We start from the raw sequence: 17,696 nt of genomic DNA on the forward strand, positions 1-17,696 counted from the left end.
ATGGCCAAGAAGACTTCCAAAGACAGCACCTCCACCGATACGACCTCTGCAAGGACCACTCCGATGGACGAAAACAAAAAGCGCGCCCTCACCGCCGCGCTGAGCCAGATCGAAAAGCAGTTCGGCAAGGGCGCCGTGATGCGCATGGGCGACCGTGTCGTCGAGGCGGTCGAGGTCATCCCTACCGGTTCGCTGATGCTGGATATCGCACTCGGCATCGGCGGCCTGCCCAAGGGCCGTGTGGTGGAGATCTACGGTCCGGAATCGTCGGGCAAGACCACCCTGACCCTGCAGGCGATCGCCGAATGCCAGAAGAAGGGCGGTACCGCCGCCTTCATCGATGCCGAGCACGCGCTGGACCCGATCTACGCCGCCAAGCTGGGCGTCAACGTGGACGACCTGCTGCTGTCGCAGCCGGATACCGGTGAGCAGGCGCTGGAAATCGCCGACATGCTGGTGCGCTCCAGCTCGGTGGACATCGTGGTGGTCGACTCGGTCGCCGCGCTGACCCCGAAGGCTGAAATCGAAGGCGAAATGGGCGACCAGCTGCCGGGCCTGCAGGCCCGCCTGATGAGCCAGGCGCTGCGCAAGCTGACCGGCAACATCAAGCGCTCCAACACCCTGGTGGTCTTCATCAACCAGCTGCGCATGAAGATCGGCGTGATGATGCCGGGCCAGAGCCCGGAAGTGACCACCGGCGGCAACGCGCTGAAGTTCTACGCCTCGGTCCGCCTGGACATCCGCCGTATCGGCGCGATCAAGAAGGGCGACGAGATCATCGGCAACCAGACCAAGATCAAGGTGGTCAAGAACAAGCTGGCGCCGCCGTTCAAGCAGGTGATCACCGAAATTCTGTACGGCGAAGGCATCAGCCGCGAAGGCGAGCTGATCGACATGGGCGTGGAAGCCAAGCTCGTCGAGAAGGCAGGCGCCTGGTACAGCTACGGCGAAGAGCGCATCGGCCAGGGCAAGGACAACGCCCGCGGCTATCTGCGCGACAACCCGCAGGTTGCCCAGCGTCTGGAAGCCGAGCTGCGCGAGAAGTTCCAGCCGGAAGAAGCCGTGCGTGAAGGCGGCGACGACGCCGAAGACGACGCCGAGTGAGTTTCCTGCGGGGCAGGGCGGCGCCGTCAGTGACGCCTGCCCTGGCCCGCAGTTCCACGAATCCCCGACGGGATGGCGCCAAGGATGGCGCACTGTAATGATAGGCGGCCATGCACGATTCCGATCCCCCCGCACCCCGGCGCAAGCGCCGTGTCCAGGAACAGACGCCGGTCCAGCGGGCGTTGGGGTTGCTGGTGCGCCGCGAGCATTCGCGCAAAGAGCTGACCCGCAAGCTGCAGGCCCGGGGCATCGAGAACGAGGCCGCCGAAGCGGCCGTCAGCAAGCTGGCCGAGGCCGGCTGGCAGGACGACACCCGCTTTGCCGAGAATCTGGTCCGGATCCGGGCCAATACCGGCTATGGGCCGATCCACATCCGCGCCGAACTGGGCACGCATGGCCTGGATAGTGATCAGATCGCTGCCGCCATGGATACTTTCGAAGGCGACTGGACCGAGAACGCCCGCGACCTGGTCTGCCGCCGTTTCGGCGAGGCCGGCCCGCAGGAACTGCCACAGCGGCGCAAAGCGGCCGATCTGCTGGCCCGCCGCGGCTTCCCCGGCGACAGCATCCGCCAGGCCACCCGTTACGACCCTGAGGACTGAGCGGCCCGGGCCTGATACCCTTTGTGGTTTCGGCGGTCCTGCAGTTGACACCCGGCCATTGGGGCTGCGTGCCAGGGACTGACCGGCCCGCACAAAGCCAGCCCCCCATGAACGCATCCGTCAAATTCACTACCTCCCAGATCCGCAGCGATTTCCTTGAGTTCTTCAAGGGCAAGGGTCATACGATCGTGCCGTCGGCGCCGTTGGTGCCGGGCAATGATCCGACCCTGCTGTTCACCAATTCCGGCATGGTGCAGTTCAAGGACGTGTTCCTTGGCGCCGAGAAGCGCAGCTACGTGCGCGCGGCCGACGTCCAGCGCTGCCTGCGCGCCGGTGGCAAGCACAACGACCTGGACCAGGTCGGTTACACCGCGCGCCATCACACCTTCTTTGAAATGCTGGGCAACTGGTCCTTCGGCGATTACTTCAAGAAGGATGCCATCGCCTGGGCATGGGAGCTGCTGACCCAGGTCTGGAAGCTGCCGGCCGAGCGCCTGCTGGTCACCGTCTACCAGACCGATGACGAGGCCTACGCGCTGTGGCGCGACATGGTCGGCATTCCGGAATCGCGCATCGTGCGCATCGGCGACAACAAGGGTGCGCCGTTCGCCTCGGACAACTTCTGGCAGATGGCCGAGACCGGCCCGTGCGGTCCGTGCACCGAGATCTTCTACGACCACGGCGACCACATCGCCGGCGGCCCCCCGGGCTCGCCCGACGAAGACGGCGATCGCTTCATCGAGATCTGGAACCTGGTCTTCATGCAGTTCGACCGCCAGCCCGACGGCACCCTGGTGCCGCTGCCGGCGCCGTGCGTGGATACCGGCATGGGCCTGGAGCGTCTGGCCGCGATCCTGCAGCACGTCCATACCAATTATGAAATCGACCTGTTCCAGGCGCTGATCCGCAAGGCCAGCGAGCTGACCGGCATGGCCGATCTGGAGAACAAGTCGCTGCGCGTGATCGCCGATCACATCCGCGCGTGTTCGTTCCTGATCGTCGATGGCGTGCTGCCGTCCAACGAAGGCCGCGGCTACGTGCTGCGCCGTATCATCCGCCGCGCGCTGCGCCATGGCTGGATGCTCGGCGTGCGCCAGCCGTTCTTCAGCAAGCTGGTGCCGACCCTGGTCGAGCAGATGGGCGTGGCCTATCCGGAACTGCCGGCCCAGGTCGACACCGTCGTGCGCGCCCTGCAGGCCGAGGAAGAGCGTTTCGCTGAAACGCTGGATTCGGGCATGAAGATCTTCGACGACGTCGCGGCCAAGGTCAGCAACGGCGTGATTCCGGGCGTGGATGCGTTCCGCCTGTACGACACCTACGGCTTCCCGCTCGATCTCACCCAGGACATCGCGCGCGAGCGTGACCTGACCGTGGACATCGACGGCTTCAACGCCGCGATGGAGACCCAGCGCGAGACCGCGCGCGCGGCCGGCAAGTTCGGCGGCGGCGTGACCCTGTCGGCCGATCTGGTCGCCACGCTCAAGCCGACCGTGTTCCTCGGCTACGACCGCCTGCAGGCCGACGACCTCACCGTGGTCGCCATCCTCAAGGACGGCCGCCCGGCGCAGACGGCCCAGGCCGGTGACGACGTCATCGTGCTGACCAACCAGACCCCCTTCTACGCCGAATCCGGCGGCCAGGTCGGCGACAACGGCACCCTGACCGGCGCGGGCGTGCAGGTGGACATCCGCGACACGCAGAAGTTCGCCGGCCAGTTCCATGGCCATGTGGGCACGCTCACCCAGGGAAGCCTGAAGGTGGGCGACGTGCTGTCCGGCCAGGTCGATGGCCAGCGCCGCGGCGCCACCATCCTCAACCACTCGGCCACCCACCTGCTGCATGCCGCCCTGCGCGAAGTGCTGGGCACCCACGTGCAGCAGAAGGGCTCGCTGGTCGCGCCTGATCGCCTGCGCTTCGACTTCTCGCACTTCGCGCCGATCAGCGCCGAGGACCTGGCGATCATCGAGCGCAAGGTCAACGAACAGGTGCGTGCCAACAACGCGGCCGAAGTCCACAACATGGGCATGCAGGAAGCGCTCGACTTCGGCGCGATGGCACTGTTCGGCGAGAAGTACGGCGAGCACGTGCGCGTGCTGAAGATGGGCGACTACTCCACCGAACTGTGTGGCGGTACGCATGTCTCGCGCACCGGCGACATCGGTCTGTTCAAGATCACCTCCGAAGGCGGCGTGTCCTCGGGCGTGCGCCGTATCGAAGCGGTCACCGGGCAGGGCGCCCTGGATTACGTGGCCCATGAAGAAGCCCAGCTGAGTGAAGCGGCCGCACTGCTCGGCGGTAACGCCGGTGACGTGGTCGACAAGATCCGCCAGCTCGGCGAGCGCCAGAAGAAGCTCGAGCGCGAACTCGACGCACTCAAGGCCAAACAGGCCGCCGGCGCGACCGCCGATCTTGGCGCCGGCGCAGTGGAGGTCAAGGGCGTCAAGATCCTGGCCGCGCGCCTGGAAGGCTTCGACGCCAAGGCCCTGCGCGATGCCATCGACCGCCTCAAGCAGCAGCTCGGTGATGCGGTGATCGTGCTGGCCGGCACCCAGGACGGCAAGGCCGCCCTGGTCGCGGGCGTGAACGGCAGCGCAATGGGCAAGGTCAAGGCCGGGGAACTGTTGGCCCATATCGCCAGTCAGATCGGGGGCAAGGGCGGCGGCCGCCCGGACCTCGCCCAGGGTGGTGGTGAGGACGGGCCCGCCCTTGCTTCTGCACTGGCCGCCGTCGTCGACTGGGTCACCCCCCGTATCTGAACAACCTGACGGTTCCTGCTCCTTGAAGGGGCGGGAGCCCTGACGGTACTATGGCGAATCTTTTCCCGTTGTCGTGGGGCGCTCTTGCCGGGGCGCCAAGCCGGTGGGGAAATGCCACCACCGGTTCCCTGGAGACTTGAACAAATGTTGATCCTGACTCGCCGCGTAGGCGAAACCCTGATGATCGGTGACTCGGTCAGCGTGACCGTGCTCGGCGTCAAGGGCAACCAGGTGCGTATCGGTATCACCGCTCCGAAGGACGTGGCCGTGCACCGCGAAGAGATTTACCAGCGCATCCAGCGCGGTGATGAGCCGAATGCATCCGGAAGTGAAAATTCTTCGGATTAAGGCTTTACCTGAGGGCGCGGAAAACGTTATTATTCGCGCCCCCGCTGAGATGATTCATCGCAGCGGCGGACCAAGAACACTGGAGCGGTGCCCGAGTGGCTGAAGGGGCTCCCCTGCTAAGGGAGTATAGGGCTTAAAACTCTATCGAGGGTTCGAATCCCTCCCGCTCCGCCAGTTGTAGAAAAGGCCTTCGTACGCAAGTACGGAGGCCTTTTTCTTTGTGCGATCCGGTTGCGCGATCTGGTTCACTCCACCGACTTGCAGACCGCTTCGATGCGATGCCCGTCCGGGTCGATCAGGAAGGCGGCGTAGTAGTGATCGCCATACGCATGAAACCGGCGGAACGCGCGTCGGCCGACGCATTCGGATGGCGAATGCACTCGATCCCCAATCTTCATTGGTGCCGGCGCGGCGGCTCGGCTACGGTCGTTCTCCAGCGGCGCCCACCGGGCGCCCCCGTGGAAGGAGCAGGAACATGTCGATGGGAAGGAGGTCGCTACGCGGCTGGGTGGTCATGAGCCTGCTGATGGGCATGGTCATGCCGGCCGGTGCCGCTTCGTTGGATGAGCGGCTGCATCGGGCGGCGGAGAAGGGCGATGCCACTGCAGTGCGTACGCTGCTGGGGCAGGGCGCCAGGGTGGATGCGCGCGGCGTGGCGAAGGCGACACCGTTGCTGGTTGCGACCCACCACAATCACGTGGAGGCCGCGCTTGCGCTGATCCAGGCGGGTGCCGACGTCAATGCCAAAGATGCGATCCAGGACAGCCCCTATCTCTACGCCGGTGCCCGCGGGCATCTCGAGATCCTGCGCGCGACCCTGGCGGCCGGTGCCGACCTGAAAAGCACCAACCGCTACGGTGGCACTGCACTCATTCCGGCGGCCGAACGCGGGCACGTGGAGACCGTGGCGACGCTGATCGCTGCCGGCGTGGAGGTGGATCATGTCAACAACCTGCGGTGGACCGCGCTGCTGGAGGCGATCATCCTCGCCGATGGCGGCCCGCGGCATGTCGAGATCGTCCGTCAGCTCATCGCGGCGGGCGCGGATGTGAACCTGCCCGACGGTGACGGCGTGAGCCCGCTGCAGCATGCACGCCAGCGCGGGTACCGCGCGATCGAGACGCTGCTTCTCGCCGCCGGCGCTGCCCAGGGCTGAGCATCCGCACGGCGGGGTGGGGAGCAATGTTGCCGCTGCCTTGACGCGGCAACGGCATGCTCTGCACCACCGTTCTGCGACGCTGTGCGCTTCCCCCGCAGAATCAGGAGTCGCCGTGAACGCACGTCGCCACTTCCTCTCCGTTGCCGCCGCCGGCACCGCCGCCTTCGCCGCTTCACCGTTGATGGCGCAGTCGTCCGGCCCGGGCAGCGTCCTGCCCACCCGCGGCCAGGCCTCGACGAAACCCTTGGCCGGCAATCCGGCGCAGCAGGGCAGGCGCTATCGTCCGCAGACCCGCCTGGGCCTGGGCGGTGTCGCGATAGGCAATGGCTTCGCGGCCGCCAGCGACGCACAGAGTGAAGCCACGCTGGCAGCGGCGTATGCGGCAGGCGTGCGCTATTACGACACGTCACCCTGGTACGGGCTCGGCCTGAGCGAGCGCCGCTACGGCCATCACCTGCACAACCACCCGGCGCGCGAGTACACGCTGTCAACCAAGGTTGGCCGGTTGCTGACCGCGACCGCCGGTGAACTGCAGGAGGTGATGTGGAAGGATCCCTCGCCGTTCCATTACCGCTATGACTACTCCGCCGATGGCACGCGGCGCTCGGTAGAGGACAGCCTCAACCGGTTCGGGGTGTCGCAGCTGGACGTGGTCTTCATTCATGACCTGTCGCCGGACAACGAGAAAGACCTCGGCATGCCGTGGGAGCAGCGCTTCGCAGAGGCCGCGAAAGGCGCGATGCCGGCGCTGACCCGTATGCGCGAGGAGGGGCTTATCAAAGCCTGGGGGTTCGGCGTCAATCGCCCCGAGCCGGCGCTGCGTGCGGTGGCCGAGGCCGACCCGGATATCTTCCTGCTGGCCTGCCAGTACTCGCTGCTGGATCACGAGCAGGCCTTGCATGACACCTTCCCGAAGATCGCCGCGCATGGCGCGTCGGTCGTAGTCGGGTCGCCGCTGTTGGCGGGCTACCTGGCCGGGCGGGACCGGTATCTCTATGACGGCAAGGTGCCGTCCTGGGCGCCGGAAAAGCGTGCCAGGGTGCAGGCTATCTGCGATCGCCATGGTGTGGACCTGCGCACGGCGGCGCTGCAGTTCGCCGATGCACCCGAGGTGGTATCGGCGGTCATTCCGGGCGCGCGCACGCCCGAACAGGTGCTGGCCAACGTCGCTTCCATGTCCGTGGCGGTGCCGGGCGCCTTCTGGGCAGAGCTCAAGCAGGAAAAGCTGATTGCCTCGGATGCGCCGGTGCCGCGTGGTTGATCCGGTGGGTGGACCGGCGGATCACCTGACGTGATTGCTACCGGCCAATGACCTGTGGCGCCCCGGCTGCAGCCGGAGCGTCGCCTGTCTGCGGGGCTCTCCACCCGCTCGCTTGCTGCGATAGCCTTTCGCTATAGGCCCGGATGCGGCATCATGCCGCCCATTCGTTCCCTCCAGCCGCCGCCAGAGGAATCCCGTCCTGCCTGGAGGCATTGCCGTGTCCGTCGTTCCGTTCCGTGTTGCCCCGATCCATTCGGGTCGCCGTCGTGCTGTTCCCTCGATCTCCCCGCTGATGCAGGCGATGGGCTGCGTGCTGGGCCTGGCCCTGTCCGCGTCTGCCGTGCAGGCCGACGAGGCGCCGGCGGGCGAGGCACCTGCCAAGGACGGCGCACAGACCCTGCAGACCGTGCAGGTCACCGCCAACCAGCTCGGCACCGTGACCGAGGGCAGTGATTCGTACACGCCCGGCACGATCGCCACTGCGACTCGCCTGGTGCTCAGTCCGCGCCAGACGCCGCAGTCGATCAGCGTGATCACCCGGCAGGAAATGAACGACTTCGGCCTCAACGGCATCGATGACGTCATGAAGGTCACGCCCGGCGTGAGCATCGTTACCTACGACAGCGAGCGCACCGAGTATTACGCGCGGGGCTTTGCGGTACAGAACTTCCAGTACGACGGCATCCCGATGGCGCGCGACTCGGCCTACTCGGCCGGCAACACGCTCAGCGACATGGCCATCTATGACCGCGTCGAAGTGCTCAAGGGCGCCACTGGCCTGCTGACCGGCATGGGCGATCCGGGCGCGACCATCAACCTGGTGCGCAAGAAGCCAACCCGCGAACTGGCTGGCAGCGCAACGCTGGGCGTGGGCTCGTGGGACAGCTATCGCGCCGAGGTCGATGTCGGCGGGCCGCTCACTGAAAGTGGCCGCGTGCGCGGCCGCGTCGTGGGCGCCTACCAGGACAAGCATTCCAATGCCGACCACTACCAGCGCAGCAATGAAGTCTTCTACGGCATTCTCGAGGCCGACATCGGCGAGAGCACCCTGCTGACTGTCGGTGCCGATTACCAGGACAGCGATCCGGAAGGGTCCAGCTGGGGTGGCATTCCGCTGCTGGACAGCGAGGGCAACTTCAACAGGATGCCGCGCTCGTTCAACAACGGCGCACGCTGGAGCCGCTGGGGCCAGTACGCCCGTACCGGCTTCGCCACGCTGGAGCACACCTTCGCCAATGACTGGGTCGCCAAGTTGCAGCTCAATCACCAGGTCAACGGGTATGACGCCTCGCTGGGCGCGGCGGCCGGTGGCAATCCCGATCCGGTCACCGGTGAGGGCGTGAGCATGTGGCTGGGCCAGTACATCGGCAAGACCACCAGCAACGCGGCCGATCTGTACGTCAGCGGCAAGTTCGAGTGGTTCGGCCGGCAGCATGAGCTGGTGGTCGGTGGCAGCGTGTCGCGCAAGCGCTGGGTCAACAACGGCTACTCGCCGCAGCCGGGCTATGTCAGCAGCGTTGCCGACTACTACGCCTGGGCCGGCGATGTGCCCGAGCCGGATTGGCAGTGGGGCTACGGTGACAACCAGGTCACCCGCGAAAGCGGTGCCTACGTGGTGGGCCGTTTCGACCTGGCCGATCCGCTCAAGCTGATCCTCGGCAGCCGTATCGCCAACTACAAGTCTCCGGATACCGACGAGAGCGGCGTGGTCGTGCCGTATGCCGGCCTGGTGTACGACCTCAATCGCAACGTCTCGGTGTTCGCCAGCTACAGCACCATCTTCAAACCGCAGGGCAACCAGGACGAGCAGGGCCGGGTGCTGGATCCGCTGGAAGGGCGCAGCTACGAGGCCGGCCTGAAAGCGGAGTTCTACGACGGCCGACTCAACGCCAGTGCGGCGGTGTTCCAGCTGGAACAGGACAACTACGCGCAGCCGACCGGCGGCAGGACGCCGAGTGGCGGGATCGCCTATGAAGGCCTGATGGGGGTGCGCACCAAGGGCTACGAGCTGGAGGTGTCCGGTCAGCTGGCGCCGGGCTGGCAGGTCCAGGGCGGCTACGCGCACAAGATCGCGCGCCAGCAGTCCACCAAGGTCTCCACGCTGGAGCCGGAAGACCAGTTCAGCGTGCACACCAGCTACCGGCTCACCGGTGCGGCCGATGGCTGGAGCCTCGGCGGTGGCGCGCGCTGGCAGGGCAGCACCTTCGGCACCATCACCAACCCGGCCACCGGCGGAAGCCAGGTCCATCGCACCGAGCCCTATTGGCTGCTCGATGCCATGGCGCGTTACCAGTTCAATGACCAGCTCTCGGCGACGCTCAACGTCAACAACCTGCTGGACAAGCACTACTACACGATCTTCAGCTGGTACAGCACCTACACCTGGGGTGAGCCGCGCAACGTCCGGCTGACGCTGAACTACAGATTCTGATCCACGCAACGACTGATCCGCGCAACGAACGACACCCCGGGCAACCGGGGTGTCTGCGTTTTCCGCGCCTGGTGATTACAGCGCGACGTCGAACACGATGACTTCCGCATCATTGGCGTTCTCCAGCGTCAGCTGCGCCTCGTCGCTGACCTGCAGCGCATCGCCGGTTTCCAGGGTGATGCCGTTGACCTGCAGCTGCCCGCGGGCCACCTGTACATAGGCGCCGCGGCCCGGGGCCAGCGGCAGGTGGACGCGGTCGTCACCGTCCAGGATCGTGGCGTAGAGGTTCGCGTCCTGGTGGATCAACAGCGAGCCGTCACGGCCATCGCGCGAAGCGATCAGGCGCAGCTGGCCGCGCTTGGTCTCCGGCGCGAAGTGGGTCTCCTGGTAGCTCGGGGTGATGTTCTCCTGATCGGGGAACAGCCAGATCTGCAGGAAGTGCACCGCCTCGTCGGCCGAGTGGTTGAACTCGCTGTGGCTGACGCCGCTGCCGGCGCTCATGCGCTGCACATCGCCGTAGCGCAGCACCGAACCGGTACCCATCGAGTCCTTGTGCTCCAGCGCGCCGCCGAGCACGTAGGAGACGATCTCCATGTTGCTGTGGCTGTGGGTGCCGAAACCCTGGCCGCCCTGCACGCGGTCTTCGTTGATCACCCGCAGCGGCCCGAAGCTGACGTAGCGCGGGTCGTAGTAGTTGGCGAAGGAGAAGGTGTGCATGGAGTTCAGCCAGCCATGGTCGGCCTTGCCACGGGTGTTGCTCTTGCGGATCTGCAGCATGGGAATCTCCTGGGTGTTCGATGGTTTCGATGGCGGTCCGGGGTGGTCGCTGCCGTTCCCTTTCCTGTTGCGGCCAGTATCCGCTTGCTCCGGCCGCTTGAAAAACGGATAGTTTCGCAAGCCATCATCGAAAATTTCGAATGCTCAAGCTCAGCCTCGACGCCCTGCAGATCCTGGATGCCATCGACCGCCGTGGCTCGTTCGCCGCGGCCGGCAAGGCCCTGCACAAGGTGCCCTCGACCATCTCCTACACGGTCGCCAAACTGGAAGAAGACCTGGGCGTGCAGCTGTTCGACCGGGTTGGGCCGCGCGCGCACCTGACCCCGGCCGGGGAGGCGCTGCTGGAAGAGGGGCGCCATCTGCTGCGGGCCGCCCGCGAGCTGGAGATGCGGGTGCGGCGCGTCGCCTCCGGCTGGGAAGCCGAGCTGACCGTGGCGGTCGATTCGATGTTCGTACCGGCGCTGCTGGCCGAGGACGTACGAGCCTTCAATGCGGTGGCCGAACAGACCCGGATGCGGCTGATCACTGAATCGCTCTCGGGCACGTGGGAGGCATTGCTGGACCGGCGCGCGGACCTGCTGGTCGGCGCGGCGGGTGAGGGGCCCAGTGGCGGCGGCTATGTAGTCGAGCCGATGGGCGTGGTGCGCTTCGTGTTCGCCGTCTCGCCCTCACATCCATTGGCGGCCGCGCCCGAACCGTTGGGCCGTGAGCAGCTGGCCACCCACTGCGCGATCGCCGTGGCCGATTCGGCACGGCGGCTGCTGCCGCGTACGGTGGGCCTGCTGATGGGGCAGGAAACGGTCACCGTGCCGGACATGGTCAGCAAGTTCCGCCTGCAGTGCGCCGGGCTCGGTTTCGGTTTCCTGCCCGAGCCGTATGTGCAGCAGGCGGTGCGGGACGGCCGGCTGGTGATCAAACAGGTCGAGGAACCCAAACCGGACGAGACGTTCTGGCTGGCCTGGCGCACCGGCGAGGAGGGGGCCGCATTACGCTGGTGGCGGGAGCGGATGCAGCGCCCGGAGGTGCTGGCGGGCTGGTGGCCCACCATGGAAGGCTGGCTGGGCTGATCGCAGGCCGGGCAGGGGCCTGCGCCGATGCCGCTGCCCGTCCCGTTCAAGCTGAATGTTGGCTTGGCTGTCATCGGATGGTCATCTGGATGCGATAGAGCGGCGCCGGCGTGATCGGTACCCTGCGCGACTCGTCTGGTTTTTCCGATTCCGCCCATGAAGCGCTTGCTGCTGTTGCTGCTGGCCGGGGCTGGCCTGTGGCTGGCTGCCTGCTCTTCCTTGACCTCCACCGCTGCCTCGACCTCGTTGAGTGATCGCCTGATCGCGCCCGGCGGCGTATCCACGCTGCTGGACATGCCGCGCATCGCCGAAGCGGTGGAGAGCGTGCCCAACCGGCATGGCCGGGTGACCGGGCGCGCGGGCGTGCCGATCTTCTGGCGTGCGTTCGACCCCGGTCAGTACGGGCTGCATTACCAGTACCTGGCCCAGCAGCACGACAATGGCGAGCCGCTGCGCACCGGCATGGCGCTGGACCTGCCGCACCCGTTCCGGGCGCAGGCACCGCGCGGCACGGTGGTGCTGCTGCACGGCTGGATGATGAACGGTGATGCGATGCTGCCGTGGTCGCTGCAGCTGGCGCAGTCCGGCTACCGCGTGGTCACCATCGACCTGCGCAACCACGGCCATTCGGGTGCGGGACCGTCGGGCTACGGCACCTTCGAATCGGATGACGTGGTCGATGTCATCGCGGCGCTGAAGGCGCGTGGTGAAGTGGTCGGGCCGTTGTACCTGTTCGGGGTGTCCTATGGCGCTGCCACTGCGCTGTTCACCGCGGACAAGCTCGGCGACCAGGTCACCGGCGTGGTGGCGATGGAGTCTTTCGCCAATGCCGGCGATGCCATCCGCAGCATGATCCCGCACCTGATGTCACTGCAGCCGACGGCATGGAAAGCGCAGGCGATGGCCGCATACGGACGTTGGCGCTATGGCGGTCAGGATATCGACCAGGTGATCGCCGCCGCCAGCCAGCGGCTGGACCTGGATCTGGACCGCGTCGATGTCACCCGCGCGCTGGCCGACAGCCGCGCCTGCGTGCTGCTGCTGCATGGCCAGGACGACCAGCACGTGCCGGTCGGGCAGGGGCGCCGCCTGGCGGCCGCCAGCCCGCGCGTGCACTACATCGAGCTGCGTGGCGAAGACCACATCACGCTGCCGCTGCGCGTGGATCTGCTGGGCAGTGTGGTGGATGACTGGCTGGCGCATGATGGCCACGCCGGTGGGGCGTGCCCCGCGCCGGAGCTGCCGGGTGAAGCCGACCTGATGGCGATGCAGGCGGCCCGGGCACCCGCACCGCAGGGTTGACCTCCCGGTAGTGCCGGCCGCTGGCCGGCTCCAGGTGATCGTCCAACATTCATGAGAGCCGGCCAGCGGCCGGCACTACCCGTCACTGTCGAATGGCAGCCGGCGACAACGCAAAAAAAAACAGCAACCGATGGCTGCTGTCTTCGTCGATGCAATGGTGCGCCCGGAGAGATTCGAACTCCCGACCGCCTGGTTCGTAGCCAGGTACTCTATCCAACTGAGCTACGGGCGCATTTGCATTGTCTGGTTGTGTGTCCTGCCGCGCGTGTTGCCACGTTCGACGGGAAGGCAGGCAAGCCTGCCATTCGATGTAATGGTGCGCCCGGAGAGATTCGAACTCCCGACCGCCTGGTTCGTAGCCAGGTACTCTATCCAACTGAGCTACGGGCGCATTTACATCGAATTTTCATTACTGATACCGACGGCGAAATCGATACCCTGTTGATGGTGCGCCCGGAGAGATTCGAACTCCCGACCGCCTGGTTCGTAGCCAGGTACTCTATCCAACTGAGCTACGGGCGCGTCAACAGGAGCGGAATTATGCGGATCGGCGTCGCATTCGTCAACGGTTTTTGTGAAGGTCTTCATTCAAATGAATGAAAAAGGCGCTCCACCACGGCTTCCGGCGTTTTCATCCAGGCGAAGTGATCGGCACGCGTGCCCAGCGCCTGCGCACTCAACACGCTGAGCTGCGCACGCATGCCGGGCATCTTGGCCAGCAGGGCCTGCATCGAGGAAGGCGGTGCCAGCCAGTCGTGATCCATCACCACGGCAGTGGCCTGGCCCTGCAGGGTGCGCATGCCGGCCTCCAGATCGGTCGCCATGCCCACCGCCGCATAGTGATTGTTGAGGCCCACGCGTGACCAGTCGCGGATCAGGCCGCGCGCTTCCGTGCCGCCGAAGCCGAGCCTCTTGCCGTGCAGGACCCCTTGGCGCTGGGCCAGCCAGGGCAGGAAGCGGTACACGAGCGGCAGCGCCCAGCCGCGCGGGGCGGGGAAGGTGCGCCAGTACGGCGTGCCGCTGGCGACCAGCCACACCCGTGCGAAGCGCTGCGGGTGCAACCCGCCGAAGCAGCAGGCCAGCTGACCGCCGAGGCTGTGGCCGCCGATGATCAGGGGCGTTACCGCGTCTTCGGGCATCTGGGCCAGGCTGGCCGGCAGGTCGTGTTCGAGGATCTCGCGATACCCCCAATCCTGCGTGCGCGACGGCCGCAGGCGGCTGCTGCCGTTGCCGCGCCACTCATGCAGGTACACCGCGATGCCACGCGCCGCGAGCGCCTCGGCGAAGGGCAGGTAGTGGCGCGCGGCGACGCCCAGCGCCGGCAACCAGAGCAGGCGTGCGCGTGGCTGCGTCGGCACGCGTGCCAGCAGTTCGAAGCGATGGCCATCGCCGGTCTGCACGGGCAGGGGAGAGGCGTCGATCATGCCGGGCGTGCCGCGCCGAAGTGGTCGATCACCAGCACCTCGCTGCGGCCCGGGTAGTAACCGCTCTGCAGGCCACGCGCGACGTAGTCGATGGCCGCTTCGCAGGCGTTCGGCAACGACAACCCCTGGCACAGCTGCGCGGCGATCGCCGAGGCCAACGTGCAGCCGGTGCCGTGCGCATCCACCGGCAACCGGGCGTGGATGAACTCGTCGCGGGTGACGCCGTCGAAGTAGCGATCGATCACGCGACTGCCTTCATCCAGATGGCCGCCCTTGAGCAGTACCGCGCCGGCACCCAGCTCGAGCAGCGCGTCGGCGGCATCTTCGGCGTCTTCGGCGGTGACGATGCGGCGGCCGAGCAGCAGCTCGGCTTCCGGCGTGTTGGGCGTGAGCAGCGTGGCCAGTGGAACCAGGCGCGTGCGCATGGCCTCCAGGGCGGCGTCTTCAAGCAGTTTGGCACCGCTGGTGGCGACCATCACCGGATCCAGCACGACGTGCGGCGGGCGGTGCTTTTCCAGCGCGTCGGCCACCAGGCCGATCACCTCGGCATTGGCGAGCATGCCCAGCTTCACCGCATGGATATCGAAATCGGCGAAGCAGGCGTCGATCTGCGCCTGCAGGAACTCCAGTGGCGGCACGTGCACGGCGGTGACGCCGCGGGTGTTCTGTGCGGTCAGCGCGGCAATCGCCGAAAGGCCATGTACGCGATGGGCGGCGAAGGCCTTCAGGTCGGCCTGGATGCCTGCGCCACCGCCGGAATCGGAGCCGGCGATGGTCAGGGCGGAAACGGGGCTGGAAGGCGTCATGCCTGGATTGTGCAATGTTTGCCGCCGTATTGCTGCCGCGCCGTCAGCGCGCCCGCAGCAGCGCCCACTGCCGGTACAGCACGTAGCCCAGCCCGGTGCCGCCGGTCAGCAGGGCAGGCGCCAGCAGCGCGTCGTAACCGAAGCGCAGGAACAACCCGGCGCCGATCACGCCGCCGGCCAGGAAACCGCTGACGATCAGGCCGCTCAGGGTCAGCCGCCGGATCGGCAGCGGCAGGCCGCGCAGCAGGTGACCCAGGCCGATGCCCAGGTCGGTGAACATGCCGCTGAGATGGGTCGTGCGCACCACCGCCCCGCTGAACGTGGTCGCCATCGCGTTCTGCAGGCCGCAGGCCATCGCCGCCGCGAGCGCGCCCCAGATCTGCTGCTGTTTGAACAGCGGGATCGCGATCAGCAGCAACAGCGATTCCAGCGCCAGCACCACGCCATAGCGGCGGCCCAGCTGCAGGCCGCTGTCCTGGATGATCACGCCGCTGAGCGTGGCACCCATGCAGAAGGCGATCAGCAGTCCCCACAGATGCCCGACCACGCGCCAGTCGCGCTGGGCCAGCGCCATGCCGAGCTGGCTGGTGGTGCCGGTCATGTGGCTGACCGCCTGGTGCTCGAAGCCGAGGAAGCCGACCACGTTGACCATTCCGGCCACGCAGGACAGCGCGATCGCGCCGATCCAGACCCAGGTGGGCAGCCGGATGCTCATCCGGCGCGTGTGGTCGGGGTCACGGCACGATCAACGACCCGCAGGCGGGCCGTTGAACTGCACATCCGAGAAACTGCCGCTGGCCGGATCGAACACCGCGCCCCAGAACTGCGCGCCGCCATCGCAGACCCGGATCGCATCGCGCGCCGGGTCGATATCGGCATCGTCGGGCAGATGGAAGGCGTTGAGATAGATCAGCTGGCGGCCGTCCATTTCGATGCCCACGTATTGGCGGTCGAAATCGGCCGCCTTGGGCACCTGCGCCTCCAGCGACGGCAACTGGGCTTCCAGCTGTTCGACCTGTTGGCGGCTGGGGGCCCAGTAGCCGGTGACGCGCCCCGGCTCGCGGCCGGGGCTGGAGCGTGAGCAGGTATCCAGGACCTGGGCGGCGACGACCGGTCGCGTCACCACCCAGGACTGGCCGGTCTTGACCGCGGTCGGGACGCTGGCGCCCGGCCGTGTATTGGCAGGCGTGCAGGCGGCCGCCAGCGCAGCAAGCGCCAGCGGCAGGACAGCACGGGACAGGAAACGGCTCACAACACCTCCGAAGCGTAATCGGCCAGGCGCGAACGCTCGCCACGGCGCAGCGTGATGTGCGCGCTGTGCGGCCAGTTCTTGAAGCGGTCCACCGCGTAGGTCAGGCCCGAGGTGGTCTCGGTCAGGTACGGGGTATCGATCTGTTCCACGTTGCCCAGGCAGACGATCTTGGTGCCGGGGCCGGCACGGGTGATCATGGTCTTCATCTGCTTGGGAGTGAGGTTCTGCGCTTCATCCAGGATCAGATAACGCGACAGGAAGGTGCGGCCACGCATGAAGTTCAGCGAGCGGATCTTGATCCGGCTGGCGATCAGGTCGTTGGTCGCCGCCCGGCCCCACGCGCCGCCTTCCTGGGTATGCGTGAGCACTTCCAGGTTGTCGGTCAGCGCGCCCATCCACGGCGTCATCTTTTCTTCCTCGGTACCGGGCAGGAAGCCGATGTCCTCGCCAACGCTGACCGTGGCGCGGGTCATGATGATCTCGCGGTAGCGCTGCTGGTCCATGGTCTGGGCCAGGCCGGCGGCCAGCGCGAGCAGCGTCTTGCCGGTACCGGCGGTGCCGAGCAGGGTGACGAAATCGATCTCCGGGTCCATCAGCGCGTTGAGCGCGAAGTTCTGCTCGCGGTTGCGCGCGCTGATGCCCCAGACCGCGTGGCTGCCATGGCGGAAATCGTTGACCAGCGACAGCGTGATCTTCTCACCGTCTACCTTGGCCACGCGCAGTTCGACTTCATCATCGCCGGGCAGGTAGGCGTACTGGTTGGGATGCCAGTTCTCGTCTTCGCTGGCGATGATTTCGTAACTGGTGCGACCCTTGTCGCTCCAGCTGCGCAGGTTGTCGGTGTGCTTCTTCCAGAAGTCTTCCGGCAGCTCGGTGGCACCGGTGTAGAGCAGGCTGAAATCGTCGAGCGCGCGGTCGTTTTCGTAGTCTTCGGAGACGATGCCGGCAATGGCCGCCTTGATCCGCAGGTTGATGTCCTTGGAAACGAACACCACCGGAATCTCCGGCACCTGCTCCTTCAGGGCCAGGATCGCGCCGAGGATGGCGTTATCGGGAATGACCGCGCCGAAGCTCTTGCCGGCGTCGAAGTGGCTGGTCTGGAAGCGCAGCAGGCCCACGCTCTGCTTGCCGCGCAGCTGCAGCCCGTTCGGGCGCTGCAGTGGAATGCCGTCGGCCAGGTTCTCCAGGCCCGACGCCTGCACCAGTTCATTGAGGAAACGGCTGACCTGGCGCGCGTTGCGGCTGGCCTCGGTGGTGCCCTTCTTGCCGTTGTCCAGCTCTTCGATCACCTGCATCGGCAGGTAGACATCATGCTCCTCGAACTTGAACAGCGCGGTCGGATCGTGCATGAGCACGTTGGTATCCAGTACGTAGATGCGCTTGCCTCGGGTCATCGTCAATTCCTGG

Annotated in this window: 16 protein-coding genes and 4 tRNA genes; 10 read left to right on the plus strand and 10 right to left on the minus strand. The window is 66.6% G+C overall.

Features of this window, described 5'->3' with window-relative positions:
* The first annotated feature begins 63 nt into the window (after nucleotides 1-63).
* The 5 genes from recA (at nucleotide 64) to OC373_RS07230 (ending at nucleotide 4,984) form a co-directional block, all read left to right on the plus strand.
* Nucleotides 64-1,104: a recombinase RecA gene (gene recA, locus OC373_RS07210; protein WP_026069798.1), complete on the plus strand. Its 1,041-nt coding sequence runs from the start codon at nucleotides 64-66 to the stop codon at nucleotides 1,102-1,104.
* A gap of 110 nt (nucleotides 1,105-1,214) precedes the next feature.
* Nucleotides 1,215-1,706 (plus strand): recombination regulator RecX, encoded by a 492-nt coding sequence (gene recX, locus OC373_RS07215; protein WP_019183313.1) that lies wholly within the window; start codon nucleotides 1,215-1,217, stop codon nucleotides 1,704-1,706.
* A gap of 107 nt (nucleotides 1,707-1,813) precedes the next feature.
* On the plus strand, nucleotides 1,814-4,462 hold the full coding sequence (gene alaS, locus OC373_RS07220; RefSeq protein WP_070427095.1) for an alanine--tRNA ligase: 2,649 nt from the start codon (nucleotides 1,814-1,816) through the stop codon (nucleotides 4,460-4,462).
* A gap of 144 nt (nucleotides 4,463-4,606) precedes the next feature.
* A complete protein-coding gene (gene csrA / locus OC373_RS07225) occupies nucleotides 4,607-4,810 on the plus strand; it encodes a carbon storage regulator CsrA (protein WP_019183311.1) in 204 nt (67 codons plus the stop codon).
* An 81-nt stretch (nucleotides 4,811-4,891) separates the two neighbouring features.
* Nucleotides 4,892-4,984: transfer RNA gene (locus OC373_RS07230), tRNA-Ser, on the plus strand.
* Between the two features lie 71 nt (nucleotides 4,985-5,055).
* Here OC373_RS07230 and OC373_RS07235 read toward each other — a convergent pair.
* Nucleotides 5,056-5,190 (minus strand): hypothetical protein, encoded by a 135-nt coding sequence (locus OC373_RS07235; protein WP_261997363.1) that lies wholly within the window; start codon nucleotides 5,188-5,190, stop codon nucleotides 5,056-5,058.
* A gap of 134 nt (nucleotides 5,191-5,324) precedes the next feature.
* On the opposite strand from OC373_RS07235, the gene OC373_RS07240 reads away from it, so the two are divergent.
* The 3 genes from OC373_RS07240 (at nucleotide 5,325) to OC373_RS07250 (ending at nucleotide 9,661) form a co-directional block, all read left to right on the plus strand.
* Nucleotides 5,325-5,966, plus strand: a complete 642-nt coding sequence (locus tag OC373_RS07240; RefSeq protein ID WP_083279887.1) for an ankyrin repeat domain-containing protein — start codon at nucleotides 5,325-5,327, stop codon at nucleotides 5,964-5,966.
* Nucleotides 5,967-6,081: 115 nt separating this feature from the next.
* On the plus strand, nucleotides 6,082-7,230 hold the full coding sequence (locus OC373_RS07245; RefSeq protein ID WP_070427097.1) for an aldo/keto reductase: 1,149 nt from the start codon (nucleotides 6,082-6,084) through the stop codon (nucleotides 7,228-7,230).
* Nucleotides 7,231-7,522: 292 nt separating this feature from the next.
* The gene (locus OC373_RS07250; RefSeq protein WP_156785822.1) at nucleotides 7,523-9,661 is read left to right on the plus strand and encodes a TonB-dependent siderophore receptor; all 2,139 of its coding nucleotides are present in this window, start codon (nucleotides 7,523-7,525) and stop codon (nucleotides 9,659-9,661) included.
* Nucleotides 9,662-9,736: 75 nt separating this feature from the next.
* Here the strand turns inward: OC373_RS07250 and OC373_RS07255 are convergent, their stop codons facing one another.
* Nucleotides 9,737-10,438 (minus strand): pirin family protein, encoded by a 702-nt coding sequence (locus tag OC373_RS07255; protein WP_070427099.1) that lies wholly within the window; start codon nucleotides 10,436-10,438, stop codon nucleotides 9,737-9,739.
* A 140-nt stretch (nucleotides 10,439-10,578) separates the two neighbouring features.
* Here OC373_RS07255 and OC373_RS07260 point away from each other — a divergent pair, with 140 nt between their 5' ends.
* Both OC373_RS07260 and OC373_RS07265 read left to right on the plus strand, forming a co-directional pair.
* Nucleotides 10,579-11,505 carry a LysR family transcriptional regulator gene (locus OC373_RS07260; protein WP_070427100.1) on the plus strand — a complete coding sequence of 309 codons (927 nt, stop codon included), beginning with the start codon at nucleotides 10,579-10,581 and terminating at the stop codon, nucleotides 11,503-11,505.
* 156 nt (nucleotides 11,506-11,661) lie between these two features.
* A complete protein-coding gene (locus OC373_RS07265) occupies nucleotides 11,662-12,807 on the plus strand; it encodes an alpha/beta hydrolase (RefSeq protein ID WP_261997364.1) in 1,146 nt (381 codons plus the stop codon).
* Between the two features lie 155 nt (nucleotides 12,808-12,962).
* Here OC373_RS07265 and OC373_RS07270 read toward each other — a convergent pair.
* The 8 genes from OC373_RS07270 to OC373_RS07305 all read right to left on the minus strand — a co-directional run bounded on the left by OC373_RS07270 (nucleotide 12,963) and on the right by OC373_RS07305 (nucleotide 17,683).
* Nucleotides 12,963-13,039 (minus strand) — tRNA-Arg (locus tag OC373_RS07270).
* Between the two features lie 82 nt (nucleotides 13,040-13,121).
* Nucleotides 13,122-13,198 (minus strand) — tRNA-Arg (locus OC373_RS07275).
* A 54-nt stretch (nucleotides 13,199-13,252) separates the two neighbouring features.
* Nucleotides 13,253-13,329, minus strand: a tRNA-Arg gene (locus OC373_RS07280).
* Nucleotides 13,330-13,391: 62 nt separating this feature from the next.
* Nucleotides 13,392-14,231: an alpha/beta fold hydrolase gene (locus OC373_RS07285; protein WP_261997365.1), complete on the minus strand. Its 840-nt coding sequence runs from the start codon at nucleotides 14,229-14,231 to the stop codon at nucleotides 13,392-13,394.
* On the minus strand, nucleotides 14,228-15,037 hold the full coding sequence (gene thiD / locus OC373_RS07290; RefSeq protein WP_019183302.1) for a bifunctional hydroxymethylpyrimidine kinase/phosphomethylpyrimidine kinase: 810 nt from the start codon (nucleotides 15,035-15,037) through the stop codon (nucleotides 14,228-14,230). The genes OC373_RS07285 and thiD overlap by 4 nt, the downstream gene beginning before the upstream one ends.
* Before the next feature lie 43 nt (nucleotides 15,038-15,080).
* Nucleotides 15,081-15,752: a YoaK family protein gene (locus OC373_RS07295; protein WP_261997366.1), complete on the minus strand. Its 672-nt coding sequence runs from the start codon at nucleotides 15,750-15,752 to the stop codon at nucleotides 15,081-15,083.
* A 30-nt stretch (nucleotides 15,753-15,782) separates the two neighbouring features.
* Complete coding sequence (locus OC373_RS07300; RefSeq protein WP_046273637.1) at nucleotides 15,783-16,262, minus strand: hypothetical protein; 480 nt, start codon at nucleotides 16,260-16,262, stop codon at nucleotides 15,783-15,785.
* A 23-nt stretch (nucleotides 16,263-16,285) separates the two neighbouring features.
* On the minus strand, nucleotides 16,286-17,683 hold the full coding sequence (locus OC373_RS07305) for a PhoH family protein (RefSeq protein ID WP_261997367.1): 1,398 nt from the start codon (nucleotides 17,681-17,683) through the stop codon (nucleotides 16,286-16,288).
* Between the last annotated feature and the right edge of the window lie 13 nt (nucleotides 17,684-17,696).

Source organism: Stenotrophomonas sp. Ste96 (genome assembly GCF_024519495.1).
In the GTDB taxonomy this organism is placed as follows: domain Bacteria; phylum Pseudomonadota; class Gammaproteobacteria; order Xanthomonadales; family Xanthomonadaceae; genus Stenotrophomonas; species Stenotrophomonas bentonitica_A.

Bases quoted from the DNA above. Each gene is read 5' to 3' on its own strand.
- OC373_RS07260 (WP_070427100.1), top strand. From the start codon at position 10,579: ATGCTCAAGCTCAGCCTCGACGCCCTGCAGATCCTGGATGCCATCGAC.
- recA (WP_026069798.1), top strand. From the start codon at position 64: ATGGACGAAAACAAAAAGCGCGCCCTCACCGCCGCGCTGAGCCAGATC.
- OC373_RS07250 (WP_156785822.1), top strand. From the start codon at position 7,523: ATGCAGGCGATGGGCTGCGTGCTGGGCCTGGCCCTGTCCGCGTCTGCC.
- OC373_RS07240 (WP_083279887.1), top strand. From the start codon at position 5,325: ATGAGCCTGCTGATGGGCATGGTCATGCCGGCCGGTGCCGCTTCGTTG.
- alaS (WP_070427095.1), top strand. From the start codon at position 1,814: ATGAACGCATCCGTCAAATTCACTACCTCCCAGATCCGCAGCGATTTC.
- OC373_RS07265 (WP_261997364.1), top strand. From the start codon at position 11,662: ATGAAGCGCTTGCTGCTGTTGCTGCTGGCCGGGGCTGGCCTGTGGCTG.
- csrA (WP_019183311.1), top strand. From the start codon at position 4,607: ATGTTGATCCTGACTCGCCGCGTAGGCGAAACCCTGATGATCGGTGAC.
- recX (WP_019183313.1), top strand. From the start codon at position 1,215: ATGCACGATTCCGATCCCCCCGCACCCCGGCGCAAGCGCCGTGTCCAG.
- OC373_RS07295 (WP_261997366.1), bottom strand. From the start codon at position 15,752: ATGAGCATCCGGCTGCCCACCTGGGTCTGGATCGGCGCGATCGCGCTG.
- OC373_RS07255 (WP_070427099.1), bottom strand. From the start codon at position 10,438: ATGCTGCAGATCCGCAAGAGCAACACCCGTGGCAAGGCCGACCATGGC.
- OC373_RS07285 (WP_261997365.1), bottom strand. From the start codon at position 14,231: ATGATCGACGCCTCTCCCCTGCCCGTGCAGACCGGCGATGGCCATCGC.
- thiD (WP_019183302.1), bottom strand. From the start codon at position 15,037: ATGACGCCTTCCAGCCCCGTTTCCGCCCTGACCATCGCCGGCTCCGAT.
- OC373_RS07305 (WP_261997367.1), bottom strand. From the start codon at position 17,683: ATGACCCGAGGCAAGCGCATCTACGTACTGGATACCAACGTGCTCATG.